The 13,772-nt window shown below is 46.2% G+C and carries 9 protein-coding genes; all 9 read left to right on the top strand.

Features of this window, described 5'->3' with window-relative positions; translation table 11 throughout:
* Window positions 1-715: 715 nt before the first annotated feature.
* The 9 genes from CCZ37_RS02705 (at window position 716) to CCZ37_RS02665 (ending at window position 13,752) form a co-directional block, all read left to right on the top strand.
* A complete protein-coding gene (locus tag CCZ37_RS02705) occupies window positions 716-2,386 on the top strand; it encodes an ABC transporter substrate-binding protein (protein ID WP_010319477.1) in 1,671 nt (556 codons plus the stop codon).
* 166 nt (window positions 2,387-2,552) lie between these two features.
* Complete coding sequence (locus tag CCZ37_RS02700) at window positions 2,553-3,539, top strand: ABC transporter permease (RefSeq protein WP_010319476.1); 987 nt, start codon at window positions 2,553-2,555, stop codon at window positions 3,537-3,539.
* Between the two features lie 2 nt (window positions 3,540-3,541).
* The gene (locus CCZ37_RS02695; protein WP_094499685.1) at window positions 3,542-4,567 is read left to right on the top strand and encodes an ABC transporter permease; all 1,026 of its coding nucleotides are present in this window, start codon (window positions 3,542-3,544) and stop codon (window positions 4,565-4,567) included.
* Window positions 4,568-4,569: 2 nt separating this feature from the next.
* Window positions 4,570-5,553 carry an ABC transporter ATP-binding protein gene (locus tag CCZ37_RS02690; protein WP_010319474.1) on the top strand — a complete coding sequence of 328 codons (984 nt, stop codon included), beginning with the start codon at window positions 4,570-4,572 and terminating at the stop codon, window positions 5,551-5,553.
* A 37-nt stretch (window positions 5,554-5,590) separates the two neighbouring features.
* Window positions 5,591-6,583 carry an ABC transporter ATP-binding protein gene (locus CCZ37_RS02685; protein WP_010319473.1) on the top strand — a complete coding sequence of 331 codons (993 nt, stop codon included), beginning with the start codon at window positions 5,591-5,593 and terminating at the stop codon, window positions 6,581-6,583.
* A 147-nt stretch (window positions 6,584-6,730) separates the two neighbouring features.
* Window positions 6,731-8,452, top strand: a complete 1,722-nt coding sequence (locus CCZ37_RS02680; protein WP_094499684.1) for a glycoside hydrolase family 9 protein — start codon at window positions 6,731-6,733, stop codon at window positions 8,450-8,452.
* A 2-nt stretch (window positions 8,453-8,454) separates the two neighbouring features.
* On the top strand, window positions 8,455-9,330 hold the full coding sequence (locus CCZ37_RS02675; protein ID WP_094499683.1) for a glucosamine kinase nucleotide-binding domain-containing protein: 876 nt from the start codon (window positions 8,455-8,457) through the stop codon (window positions 9,328-9,330).
* Between the two features lie 9 nt (window positions 9,331-9,339).
* Window positions 9,340-11,253, top strand: a complete 1,914-nt coding sequence (locus CCZ37_RS02670) for a beta-N-acetylhexosaminidase (protein WP_094499682.1) — start codon at window positions 9,340-9,342, stop codon at window positions 11,251-11,253.
* Window positions 11,254-11,346: 93 nt separating this feature from the next.
* Window positions 11,347-13,752 (top strand): glycoside hydrolase family 94 protein, encoded by a 2,406-nt coding sequence (locus CCZ37_RS02665; protein ID WP_094499681.1) that lies wholly within the window; start codon window positions 11,347-11,349, stop codon window positions 13,750-13,752.
* The last annotated feature ends 20 nt before the right edge of the window (window positions 13,753-13,772 follow it).

Here is a 13,772-nt window from a genome sequence, read left to right as displayed (position 1 = left end):
AGGCTTTTTTATCATTATATTTCGATTACCCTCAACGTGACAACCAACCCATTGATGCATCCAGAGTTATGACTAGTTAAATTTAATTCATGCTAACCTCAAGCATCCACTACTCTCGGAGTATCTTACTCATTGCATATTGCAATCCTTACTTCTCAATAGAAAAAAAGAGAGAGAATGACGAGAATAATTGGAAGTAAAAACTGATTTTCAGGCAAAAAAATCAGAACATTTTCAATTGAAGGTGAATAAAGATCCAGATTGCGAACCGAATCACAACAATTCGGCAGAATTAATTTAAGTGAAAAAATTAATGACAAAACGATAAGTGAGCAAGATCTCATGATACAAAAAAAACAAAAAAAACATTAAAAATAAAGGGATAAAAAGATAGCAAGCGCTTACAACCATAAGTTAGTCGAATTGAGTATGAGAGGTAGATCACTGACCTAAATGAGAGTAAAAATCAAACCAAAGATGGTAAATTGACGTTTATAACGGTCACTTTCTACAAATTGACGTTTTTAACGGGAATTCAAATTGATAATTTTCTCTCCAAGGTGTCTTCTTACTCCTGCCAAAGGTCTACAGGCCACTCATGTTGACCAACTCCTCCGGTTTGTTAACACGCAATGAGGTAGGCCTTGGAGAGTGTTTATCAATTGATGACATTCATATCCATTAGTGAAATGAAAGCAAATAGTAAGGAACAGCTATGCTTGCCAATATTAAAAAAACAGCGCTAGCCGCTGCAGTTATCGCCGCCGCCGCGAGCGTTTCAGCTCCAGCAGTCGCACGCAGTGAGCTAACGATCGTACCTGATTTCTACCCTACAATGGTGCGTAACTTTAACCCGTATCTAGCAACAAACCTACGTACGACCACTGATTTCATCTATGAACCACTGGTCATCTTCAACGAAATGCATGGTAATACACCCGTTATGCGTTTGGCTGAAGGCTTTAAAATGTCTGATGACCTAATGAGCGTCACTTTTGATATCCGTAAAGGTGTTAAATGGTCAGATGGTCAAGCATTTACAGCGGATGATGTCGTGTTCTCTTATGGCTTATTGGAAAATAAACCTGAACTTGACCAGCGCGGTATCAACAAATGGGTAACGAGCGTAGAAAAACTGAACGACTACCAAGTTCGTTTCCGTTTAACTGAAGCGAACTCAAACGTACCTTATGAGATTTCTTTGGTACCTATCGTTGCTGAACATGTATGGAAAGACGTGAAAGATCCAACGACTTTCACTAACGAGAAACCCGTAGGTACTGGTCCATTTACTGAAATCGACACCTTCACTCCACAGTTATACATTCAATGTCGTAACCCTAATTACTGGGATGCTGCAAACCTTGAGGTTGACTGTCTACGTGTGCCTCAAATTGCAAACAATGATCAGTTGCTCGGTAAAATTGTTAACTCTGAACTCGATTGGACCTCTTCATTCGTTCCAGATATTGACCGTACTTATGCCGCAGCAAGCCCTAGCCACCACTACTGGTATCCGCCATCAGGCACACAAGCATTTGTTGTTAACTTCAAAAATCCAGATGCAGTGAAAAATGAAGCGCTAAGCAACGTTGATTTCCGTCGTGCGTTCTCTATGGCTCTTGACCGTCAAACTATTATCGACATCGCTTTCTACGGCGGTGGTACCGTTAACGACTTCGCTTCAGGCCTCGGTTATGCGTTCCAAGCTTGGTCTGATGAAAACGTCCACAATAAGTACAAAGGCTACAACACGTACAATGTTGAAGGCGCGAAAAAACTGCTTGCTAAAGCGGGCTTCAAAGACGTGAACAAAGACGGCTTTGTTGATACTCCATCAGGTAAATCTTTTGAGTTACTGGTTCAATCACCCAATGGCTGGACTGACTTCAACAACACCGTACAACTTGCCGTTGAACAGCTTGCTGAAGTAGGTATCAAAGCACGTGCACGTACTCCAGAGTTTGCGGTTTATAACCAAGCAATGCTTGAAGGTACTTATGACGTCGCTTACACCAACTACTTCCACGGCGCAGACCCACATCTATATTGGAACAGTGCATACAACTCTGCACTACAGAAAGGTGACGGTATGCCTCGTTTTGCAATGCACTTCTACAAAAACGACAAGCTAGATACTTTGCTAGACAGCTTCTATAAAACAGCGGATAAAAACGAGCAGCTAGAAATCGCTCACGGAATTCAGCAAATCATTGCTGAAGACCAAGTTACCATCCCTGTAATGTCAGGTGCTTACATGTACCAATACAACACAGCACGCTTTAGCGGCTGGTGGAACGAAGAAAATCCTAAGGGTCGTCCAAATATTTGGGCTGGTATCCCTGAGCGTCTATTGCACGTACTGGACCTAAAACCAGTTAAGTAAGTAGAAGTTCATTCCTTGCGGCGTACTTCGTGCGCCGCTAAATAAAATCCCCTAACTACCTAGCAAAAGTATAACGCTCGTCGTTAGGGGATTTTTCGCTCTAAATTTCGCTAGGAGCGACCTGAAACCAGGTACAGGATAAAACTGGGTGAGTAAGGTGTGAGTTATGGGTTATTTTTTAAGACGTTTGTCATTTTATTTTATCGCGTTGCTGGTTGCAGCAACATTGAACTTCATTATTCCGCGAGCCATGCCTGGAGACCCAGTGACCATGATGTTCGCAAATGCAACAACACAAGTAACACCAGAACGAATCGAAGCGATGAAGCAGCTTCTCGGTTTCGTTGATGGCCCGTTGCCAGTGCAATATTTGACCTACTTAAAAAGCATTCTGAGTTGGGAATTAGGCACATCAATTAAGTTCTATCCGTTAAGTGTCAATGAATTACTGGGTAGTGCATTTGGTTGGTCGTTATTTCTAGCGGGTACTGCGGTTGTGATCTCGTTCTCAATCGGTTCTCTACTGGGTATTTTTGCCGCATGGAAAAGAGGTAGTCGTTACGATACGTTTATTACCCCGGGGATGTTGGTTATACAAGCCGTTCCGCAAGTAGTTATTGCGATGATCGCTATGTTTACTTTTGCTATCGGCTTGCAATGGTTCCCTACGGGTTATGCCTACACTGCTGGTACGATGCCAGATTGGACAAGTTGGACATTCATTAAAGATGTGGCTTACCACGCTTTCTTGCCTCTTGTCTGTGCGTCTCTAGTACAAATCGGTGGGTTTCTCGTCAACATGCGTAACAACATGATTAACTTGCTCGCTGAAGACTACATCACGATGGCGAAAGGGAAAGGGCTCAGCGAAAACCGTGTGGTTTTCCATTACGCCGCTCGTAATGCTTTATTGCCAAGTGTCACCGCTCTATCGATGTCTTTGGGTATGGCTATCGGTGGTCAGCTCATTATTGAAATTATCTTTAACTATCCAGGTCTTGGCAGTGTTTTATTCAATGCGATCAACGCTCGTGATTACCAAGTTCTGCAAGGGCAACTGCTGATTATGACGCTCTTTATGCTGTTCTTTAACCTGTTGGCGGACATGCTTTATGTCGTACTAGACCCTCGCCTACGCAAGGGAGGTAAATAATCATGAAAGATCTCATTAAACTCATTCGCGGTAATACCGTTGCCATGGTCGGTGTCATTATTTTGGGCCTATTTTTATTCATCGCCCTTGCTGCGCCACTGATCACTAAACATGCGCCAGATAAACGTACCGGAAATCCACACGAGTACCCATCGTTTGTCGTCAAAGCCGCTAAAGCAGATCCGAATGGCTGGATTGCTGAAAACTTGGCGACTGACCGCCGCACCTTACTACTCTCAAAAGGTGAAGACCATGTGCTAGGCACCTCTCGTATGGGACGCGATGTTTGGTCACAAGTAGTATATGGCGCACGAGTCTCGCTCGCCGTTGGTTTTGGCGCAGGGATTACGGTCTGTTTTCTGGCTACTGTGATCGGTGTTTCTGCTGGTTACTTTGGCGGTAAGGTCGATGACATTCTCACCGCCGCCATGAATATCATGCTGGTGATACCGCAATACCCCCTTTTATTCGTTGTTGCGGCATTTATTGGAGAGGCAGGCCCATTAACCATTGCACTCATCATTGGCTGTACCTCTTGGGCTTGGGGCGCAAGGGTCGTACGCTCACAAACACTCGCACTGCGTGAGAAAGAGTTTGTCAGAGCAGCGGAAGTCTTGGGTGAATCATCATGGCGTATCATTTTCGTTGAGATTCTACCTAACCTCATCTCTATCGTTGGCGCTAGCTTCATTGGTTCAGTGATGTACGCCATCATGATGGAAGCCACCATCTCTTTCCTTGGTCTTGGCGATCCAAACACCATCAGTTGGGGCATCATGTTGTACAACGTTCAAACGTCCTCTTCTATGCTGATTGGCGCTTGGTGGGAACTGCTTGCTCCCTGTATTGCTCTGACTCTGCTCGTTACTGGTTTGGCTTTACTGAACTTTGCGGTCGATGAAATTGCCAACCCACAACTGCGTTCACACAAAGGAATGAAACGTTGGAAAAAACTCGCAGAGCAAGACAAGAAAGAGCGTCAACCTGAACTGCCACCACAAAATGCACTTTGGAGCGGAGATAAATAATCATGACCAACCCACTTATTTCAATCCGTAACCTATGCGTGGACTACATCACCGATGCAGGTGATGTGCGAGCATGCAGTAACGTCAGCTTTGACATTGCACCTGGCGAAATATTTGGCCTTGCTGGCGAATCTGGCTGTGGTAAATCCACCATTGCATTTTCATTGATGCGTCTACATAAGCCGCCCGCATTTATTACTGGTGGAGAAGTGATCTTTAATGGTGAAAACATCATTAAATACAGCGATGAACGCATGCAATCCTTTCGCTGGAGCCAAATGTCGATGGTGTTTCAAAGTGCGATGAACGCTTTGAACCCAGTATTGACGATGGAAGAACAATTTTGTGACGTGATCATGCGCCATACCAACATGACTCGTGAACAAGCAAAACGACGCGCTGAAGGTTTGCTAGAAATTGTCGATATTCACCCAAGTCGCTTAAACGATTACCCACACCAATTCTCTGGCGGTATGCGTCAGCGCTTGGTGATTGCAATTGCTCTCGCGCTCAATCCTAAAATGATCATTATGGATGAGCCGACTACGGCACTTGATGTGGTTGTCCAGCGTGAAATATTGCAAAAAATCTATGCGCTGAAAGAAGAATTTGGCTTCTCTATCTTGTTCATCACCCATGATTTGTCCTTGATGGTCGAGTTCTCTGATCGGATTGGCATCATGTATTCCGGTGAATTAATTGAAGTGGCGCCTTCGAAACAGATTCTGGAAAGCCCTTTCCACCCTTATACCAAAGGGCTGGGTAGCTCTTTCCCTCCACTAACTGGCCCTAAAACGAAGTTAACTGGCATACCGGGTAACCCGTTGAACTTATTGGATATACCTCAGGGTTGCCGTTTCCAAGCTCGTTGCGACCGCGTACATGACGCTTGCACCAAAATTCCAACGAGTTTGCGCCAAATAGAGCTTGGACGCTTCTCCAGTTGCCACCTTTATGGTGACTCAATTGCTCAAGTGAAGCTATAGAACACAAGCTGTATTACACAAATTTCTGGAGACAATTATGAGCAAAATTTTCGGTGAATTACTGGTTGAGGGGAAAAATCTGGTTAAGGATTTTCCAATCAACAGTAACGCCCTAAAACAACCTATGATGCGAGCAATCAACGACGTATCGTTCAAAATGTTCAAAAGCCGCGGCTTGGCTGTCGTGGGTGAATCAGGCTCTGGCAAATCAACAACCGCTAAAATGATTGCCAAAATGTACGCCCCAACATCCGGTGTAATTGAATACAAAGGACGCGATATTTTAGACATCACTTCACGCAGTGACCTGATGCACTATCGCGAAGGCGTCCAGATGGTATGGCAAGATCCGTTTGGCTCACTCAACCCAACTCACACCATTTTTCATCATATTGCTCGTCCACTACTTATCCATAAAAAAGTGACGTCAGGTAATAAGAGAGAGTTAGAAGAACGCGTTCATGATTTACTGGAACAAGTCGGCCTTATTCCACCAAAAGAAACCGCCGCGAAATATCCGCACCAGTTGTCTGGTGGACAGCGCCAACGTGTCAACTTAGCGCGTAATATCGCGGTTGGTGCCGAAGTGGTACTGGCTGATGAACCAACCTCCATGTTGGATGTGTCGATTCGTGCGGGTGTTCTCAACCTGATGGAAGAGATGAAGTTTGAAAAGCAGATGTCGCTGCTTTACATCACGCACGACATCGCCACTGCCCGCTACATCGCCGAAGATTTAGCCGTCATGTACGTCGGACATATGGTGGAATGGGGCGATACCGAAGAGATCATTCACGATCCTCAGCACCCATATACTCAGCTATTGGTTTCCGCAGTACCCGATCCTAGTAAATCGATACACGAGAAGCTCAAAGGGAACAAAGGCGAAATTCCACTTTGGACCCCGGTATCAACAGGCTGCCCTTTTGCTGGTCGATGCATGCAGGCGAGTGACAAATGTCGTGAACAACTTCCAGCGGTGACTCAGTTGTCTGATAACCACTTTGTTCGTTGTTACTTATTTGAATAATCACTAACGCACACCTTAAGCGATTGAAGCCACTGACATGACCTCATCGGCTTCAATACCTTAGGTAAACCTATAAAACAAAGTCAGCACATGCCTCAACTGGTTAAGTGCTGACGAAAAATCAAAGTTCTGGCTTGGAGACGTTTAATGCTGCTACTGATTAACCATATTGGTTATGAGCCACAAGGGCCAAAACAGGCGATATTAATGAGTAACACGCTCCGTGTTTCTTCCGATATCGCTCTGCTTGTTTGTGCAAACAGCCATCAAACTGTGTCGACTTTCGTTGTTGAACCACAAGCTAAAGTCGCGCATTGGCATTTAGGTAGCTTTTATACGATCGACTTTTCCCAATACACTAGTTCAGGGCAGTATTACCTGCGTTTTGAAAATACCCACTCCCCTATTTTTGAAATTGGTGAAGGGATACTGATGAAAAAAACGTTTTCTGATGTATTGCACTACTTCAAATCACAACGGTGTGGTGGCATTTTCGACCAGCAAGATAAGCTCGTACCACTGCTTGGTACATCAACCACTGCCGATGTACACGGTGGCTGGTACGACGCTTCCGGTGACGTCAGTAAATATCTGAGTCACCTTTCTTACGCCAACTATTTAAACCCTCAACAAACCCCAATGGTGGTTTGGAATATGTTAAAGGGATTGGCACAACTAGAACATCACTCGAGTTTTGCTGCATTTTCTCGCACTCGCCTTAAGGAAGAGGCGTTATTTGGTGCTGATTTTCTGATCCGCATGCAAAACCCCGAGGGGTTCTTTTATACAACGGTCTTTGACAAATGGAGCAAGGACATTAAGCAGCGAGAGATCTGCGCCTATGCCACTCAATCCGGCCACAAGTCTGACGATTATCAAGCCGGATTTCGCCAAGGAGGTGGCGTTGCGATTGCCGCTCTTGCGGTGGCAGCACGTTTAGATGTTCACGGTGATTTCACCTCAGAACACTATTTAACAGCGGCGGAGCATGGTTACTGGCATTTAAAAGAAAATAACACGCGCTATCTCGACGATGGCCAAGAGAACATCATTGATGCCTATTGCGCTCTGCTTGCATCGGTTGAACTCTATCGCTCAACTCATCAAGCAAATTATCTGGTTGAGTGTCGTCTTTGGGCGCAAAGGTTATGCGCTTATCAACACAGCGACGCTAACATCGCTCATTATTGGGCAGCCAATAGTGATGCCAGTCGCCCTTATTATCACGCCGCCGAAGCTGGGCTACCTGTGATTGCACTGTGCGAATATCTCGAGATTGAAACGGAAGAACACCGCAAACAATCAGTCGTTCAAGTGATTGAGAATGCTTGCCGCTTTGAGCTCACCATTACTCATCAAGTCAGTAACCCATTTGGCTATCCACGCCAATATGTGAAACCGATAAATGGCGACAAACGCTGCGCATTTTTTGTCGCTCACGACAATGAATCCGGCTACTGGTGGCAAGGCGAAAATGCGCGTTTAGGATCACTCGCGTGTATGGCTTATCGCGCCCAAGCGTTCGTCAACGCAGATCTGCATGCCCCTTTAACCACCTTTGCACAAAATGCATTGAACTGGATTATCGGATTAAATCCATACGATATGTGCATGCTCGATGGGCACGGTCGCAACAATCCAGACTACCTACCCCATTTAGGCTTTTTTAACGCCAAAGGGGGAGTGTGTAATGGCATTACAGGCGGTTTTGAAGATGAAGAAGATATCGCTTTTAACCCAGCGAAACAGAAGGATGACATGCTGCAAAACTGGCGTTGGGCTGAGCAATGGATTCCTCATGGTGCTTGGTATCTGCTGGCCATCACAACCCAGTTTTGCCACTTCTCAACACCAGACTTAGAGAGGTAATCATGGCTTTTTATTATGTCGGTATTGATGGAGGCGGCACCTCATGTCGCGCACGCATCCGCAACGAGCAAGGCGCGCTGTTGGGTGAAGCGAAAAGCGGTAGCGCCAATATTTTATTGGGTGTGGAACTTGCCATGCAAGCGATCATTGATGCAATTACTCAAGCGGCCCACCAAAGCGGGCTGACGAAAGAGAATTTTGCTCAGATGCACGTGGGTCTTGCTCTGGCTGGCGCAGAACAAAAATCCGCATGGCATGCGTTTATGTCTCAGGCGCATCCTTTTGCTTCACTAACGCTCAACACAGATGCTTACGGTGCCTGTATTGGTGCTCATAATGGCGACGATGGCGCAATTATGATCGCGGGAACGGGCTCTTGTGGCCTATTTTTACACGCTGGGCAGCAGCATGTGGTGGGTGGACGAGAGTTTCCCATATCCGATCAAGGCAGTGGTGCCATCATGGGTTTACGCCTAATCCAGCGCGTGCTGCTCATTGAGGATGGTATCAGCGAGCCTTCATTATTAAGCGCTCATGTGATGCAACATTTTAACCACGATGTTGATCAGATTGTCGAATGGTCAAAAAACGCACTCCCACGCGACTATGGCCAGTTCTCTCCCGTTATTTTTTCTCTAGCGCAACAAGGTGATGCGCTGGCGATCGAGCTTCTCAAACAAACCGCGGCAGACATCGAAATGTTTCTTGTCGCTCTTCATAACAAAGGAGCCAAACGAATCTGCCTCATGGGTAGCATTGCTGAGCGTATCTTGTATTGGCTTTCTCCACCAGTACAGCAGTGGATTGTTCAACCTCAATTCGACGCTATCGAAGGCGCGATTATGTTTGCCGGCAAAGCCGAGCATAATTTGTATTAAGGAATCACTATGAGCTATCGAATTGACTTTGCGGTACTCTCAGAACAGAAGCAATTTTGCCGTTTTGGTTTAACGTTCCATAACTTAAGCGATCAAGACCTCAAAGACTGGTCGTTACATTTTGTGATTGATCGCTTCATTCAGCCAGACAGCATCACCCATGGCAACGTAGTGCAAATAGGCAGTTTCTGCTCATTAGCGCCAGATATGACCGTGCTTGCTGCAAACTCGCATTTTTACTGTGAATTTAGCATCAAAACCGCTCCTTTCCATTTTTACACTGATGGCGTAAAGCACGCCTTTGTTCAATGCAATGGCGAGCAACCGATCGAACGTCATGATGTGATCGTAACCCCGATTGCTCTCGCCTCGCCTTATCGTGAGCGCAGTGAAATACCTGTAGCAGAAGCTGCGAGCCTCAGCCTCATTCCATTACCAAACAAGATTGAATCCGGCACAGGGCATTACACCTTAACGACTTCGAGCCAGATTACCTTGCAATCCACGTGCGCTGAGCAAGCTGCGACTTGGTTACAACAGGAACTCAACCGTATATTTGATTTTCAGCCCAAACCCATTGGCAGCGCTGATATTATCTACCGCACTAACCCGACCTTTGACGAGGGCGCGTATCAACTCAACGTCGATCGTACCGGCATTCGCTTAGAGGCGAGTAGCCATCAAGGCTTTATGTATGCTAGCGCGACCCTGTTGCAGTTGATCCAAGTTCAAGATCAATCCTGGTTAGTCCCCTGCGTCAAAATCAGTGATGCGCCACGCTTTAAGTACCGAGGCATGATGCTCGATTGTGCGCGCCATTTCCATGGAATCGAGACAGTTAAGCGGCTTATTAACCAATTAGCGCATTACAAATTCAATACGTTCCATTGGCATTTGACCGATGACGAAGGATGGCGTATCGAAATTAAAGCATTGCCTCAACTCACCAACATCGGTGCATGGCGAGGGGTTGATGAAGTGCTCGAACCTCAATACAGCTTGTTAACGCAGCGCCACGGTGGTTTCTATACACAACAAGAGATCAAAGAGGTTATTGCATACGCTCAAGAGCGTGGTATCACAGTGATCCCAGAAATTGATGTTCCCGGACATTGCCGCGCCGCGATCAAATCGCTGCCTCATCTGCTGGCCGATAAAGAGGATCAATCACACTATCGCAGCATTCAATATTATAACGATAACGTCCTCTCCCCCGCCCTTGAAGGAACGTATGAGTTCTTAGATATCGTCTTGCAAGAAGTCTCTGAGCTATTTCCATCCCCCTTTATCCATATTGGTGCCGACGAAGTGCCCGATGGGGTCTGGATTAACAGCCCTAAATGTCAACAACTGATGGCTGACAATGGCTATACCGAGGCCAAAGAGTTGCAAGGACACTTGCTACGTTATGCCGAACAAAAACTGCGTACGCTTGGCAAACGCATGGTCGGCTGGGAAGAAGCACATCATGGCAATAAGGTCAGTAAAGATACCGTTATCTACTCTTGGCTTTCTGAAGCAGCGGCATTGAACTGCGCCAAACAAGGGTTTGATGTGATTTTACAACCCGGTCAGTACACCTATCTGGATATTGCTCAAGATTATGCGCCAGAAGAACCGGGCGTTGACTGGGCAGGTGTTACCCCATTAGAAAAAGCCTATCGCTATGAACCTTTAGCCGAAGTGCCCGAAAACGATCCACTCCGTAAGCGAATTCTCGGTATTCAGTGCGCTTTATGGTGTGAATTAATCAATAACCCACAGCGTATGGAATACATGCTTTATCCACGCTTAACTGCACTCGCCGAAGCAGGATGGACTCATAAAGTGCATCGTGATTGGCAAGATTATCTGTCACGGCTCAAAGGACATCTGCCTATGTTGGACAAGCAAGGCATCCGTTACCGAGCACCATGGAAATAAACACAACACTTGGAGTCGGCATTGCCTCTCCTTGGTTTTCACTAGCATAATTTTTGGCTGCAAAAGACGCAGTTTGTTTAAAAGGAAATGACAATGAAATACGGCTATTTCGATAACGACAATCGTGAATATGTCATCACACGCCCTGACGTTCCAGCGCCTTGGACCAACTACTTAGGGACAGAAAAATTCTGCACCGTGATCTCTCATAACGCGGGCGGTTACTCTTTTTACAATTCACCAGAATATAACCGTGTTACCAAATTTCGCCCGAACGCTTCTTTTGATCGCCCGGGGCACTATGTTTACTTACGTGACGATGCAACTGGCGACTATTGGTCTATTTCTTGGCAACCCGTAGCAAAAAGCTTAGAAGAAGCGAAGTATGAAGTCCGCCACGGCCTCTCTTACTCCAAATTCAAATGTGAATACAGCGGCATTACTGCCACTAAAACTCTGTTTGTACCGAAAGGCGAAGATGCTGAAATTTGGGATGTCGTCATTAAAAACGATTCCACTGAGACTCGCACTATCAGCGCTTTTTCGTTTGTTGAATTCTCTTTTAGTCACATTCAATCCGATAACCAAAACCATCAGATGTCGCTTTACTCTGCAGGTACCGCTTATCACGCGGGTGTGATTGAGTACGATCTTTACTACAACACCAATGATTTTGAAGGCTTTTACTACTTAGCCTCGACGTTTGATCCAGACTCTTATGATGGCCAACGCGATACTTTCCTTGGTTTGTATCGTGACGAAGCCAATCCCATTGCAGTAGAACGTGGTCACTGCTCGAACAGCGCGCAAACCTGCTACAACCATTGCGGTTCGCTGCACAAACAGTTTGTGATCCAACCGGGTGAGGAAGTTCGCTTTGCTTATATTTTGGGAGTTGGTAAAGGCAATGGCGCGCGTTTGCGGGCTAAGTACCAAGACTTGGTTAATGTCGATGCCGCTTTTGCTGGGATCAAAGCGCATTGGGATGAACGTTGTGCGAAATTCCAAGTAAAATCACCGAATGAAGGCCTTGATACCATGATCAACACTTGGACGCTTTATCAAGCGGAAACGTGTGTGGTGTGGTCTCGCTTTGCCTCTTTCATTGAAGTGGGCGGTCGTACTGGCCTTGGTTACCGTGATACGGCGCAAGATGCCATTTCAGTACCGCACGCAAACCCGAAGATGACTCGTAAACGCTTGGTTGATCTGCTTCGTGGTCAAGTCAAAGCAGGCTATGGCCTGCACCTATTTGATCCTGACTGGTTTGATCCAGAAAAAGCGGATGTCAAACCATCAAAATCGCCAACCGTTGTACCAACGCCAAGTGATGAAGATAAGATCCACGGCATTGAAGATACGTGTTCTGACGATCATCTCTGGCTCGTTCCAACCATCTGTAAATACGTGATGGAAACGGGTGAAACATCCTTCTTTGATGAAGTGATCCCTTACGCCGATGGTGGCAATGCAACGGTTTACGAACACATGAAGGCGGCGCTTAACTTCTCGGCAGAATACGTGGGGCAAACAGGTATCTGCAAAGGCTTACGCGCTGACTGGAACGACTGCTTGAACTTAGGTGGTGGCGAATCATCTATGGTTTCTTTCCTCCACTTTTGGGCGCTGCAAGAGTTTATCGACCTTGCAAAATACCGTGACAATGCAGAGGATGTTGCGAAATATAGCGAAATGGCGGCGAACGTACGTGAAGCTTGTGAAACTCACCTTTGGGATGAAGAAGGTGGCTGGTATATCCGTGGCCTGACGAAAAATGGCGACAAGATAGGAACCGCTCAGCAAACTGAAGGTCGAGTTCACCTTGAATCAAACACACTCGCCGTCTTATCGGGCGCAGTGTCGCAAGATCGTGGTGAAAAAGCGATGGATGCCGTTGATGAGAATCTATTCTCCGAATACGGCTTACATCTGAATGCACCGTCCTTCTCTACCCCTAATGATGATATCGGTTTCGTTACTCGTGTTTATCAAGGTGTTAAAGAAAATGGCGCTATTTTCTCACATCCAAACCCTTGGGCATGGGTTGCAGAAACGAAGCTCGGCCGTGGCGATCGAGCCATGAAGTTCTACGACGCATTAAACCCTTATAACCAAAATGACATCATTGAAAAACGCATTGCAGAACCTTACTCATACGTGCAGTTCATTATGGGACGTGATCACCAAGATCACGGCCGTGCGAACCATCCATGGTTAACAGGCACGTCTGGTTGGGCCTACTTTGCCGTCACCAACTTCATTTTGGGTGTTCGTGTCGGTTTTGATGGCCTCGTCGTCGACCCATGCATTCCTACCAATTGGCCTGGTTTTGAAGTCACTCGCCAATGGCGCGGCGCGACTTACAACATCACAGTGCAAAACCCGAACTCCGTCAGTAAAGGGGTGAAAACAATCACAGTGAATGGCGAAGCAGTAGAAGGCGTGATTCCTGTCATGGCACAAGGCAGTGTCAACGATGTAGTGGTTATTCTCGGTTAACGCGATTTGAGCCTCAGCGC

This window comes from Vibrio qinghaiensis (assembly GCF_002257545.1).
Lineage (GTDB): Bacteria > Pseudomonadota > Gammaproteobacteria > Enterobacterales > Vibrionaceae > Vibrio > Vibrio ordalii.
Note: the sequence above shows the minus strand (reverse complement) of the source record. Positions and strands in the feature narration are given on the sequence as shown.

What these genes read in the sequence shown, in the direction of transcription:
- CCZ37_RS02705 (WP_010319477.1), top strand. Translation starts at nt 716, where the DNA reads ATGCTTGCCAATATTAAAAAAACAGCGCTAGCCGCTGCAGTTATCGCC.
- CCZ37_RS02700 (WP_010319476.1), top strand. Translation starts at nt 2,553, where the DNA reads ATGGGTTATTTTTTAAGACGTTTGTCATTTTATTTTATCGCGTTGCTG.
- CCZ37_RS02695 (WP_094499685.1), top strand. Translation starts at nt 3,542, where the DNA reads ATGAAAGATCTCATTAAACTCATTCGCGGTAATACCGTTGCCATGGTC.
- CCZ37_RS02690 (WP_010319474.1), top strand. Translation starts at nt 4,570, where the DNA reads ATGACCAACCCACTTATTTCAATCCGTAACCTATGCGTGGACTACATC.
- CCZ37_RS02685 (WP_010319473.1), top strand. Translation starts at nt 5,591, where the DNA reads ATGAGCAAAATTTTCGGTGAATTACTGGTTGAGGGGAAAAATCTGGTT.
- CCZ37_RS02680 (WP_094499684.1), top strand. Translation starts at nt 6,731, where the DNA reads ATGCTGCTACTGATTAACCATATTGGTTATGAGCCACAAGGGCCAAAA.
- CCZ37_RS02675 (WP_094499683.1), top strand. Translation starts at nt 8,455, where the DNA reads ATGGCTTTTTATTATGTCGGTATTGATGGAGGCGGCACCTCATGTCGC.
- CCZ37_RS02670 (WP_094499682.1), top strand. Translation starts at nt 9,340, where the DNA reads ATGAGCTATCGAATTGACTTTGCGGTACTCTCAGAACAGAAGCAATTT.
- CCZ37_RS02665 (WP_094499681.1), top strand. Translation starts at nt 11,347, where the DNA reads ATGAAATACGGCTATTTCGATAACGACAATCGTGAATATGTCATCACA.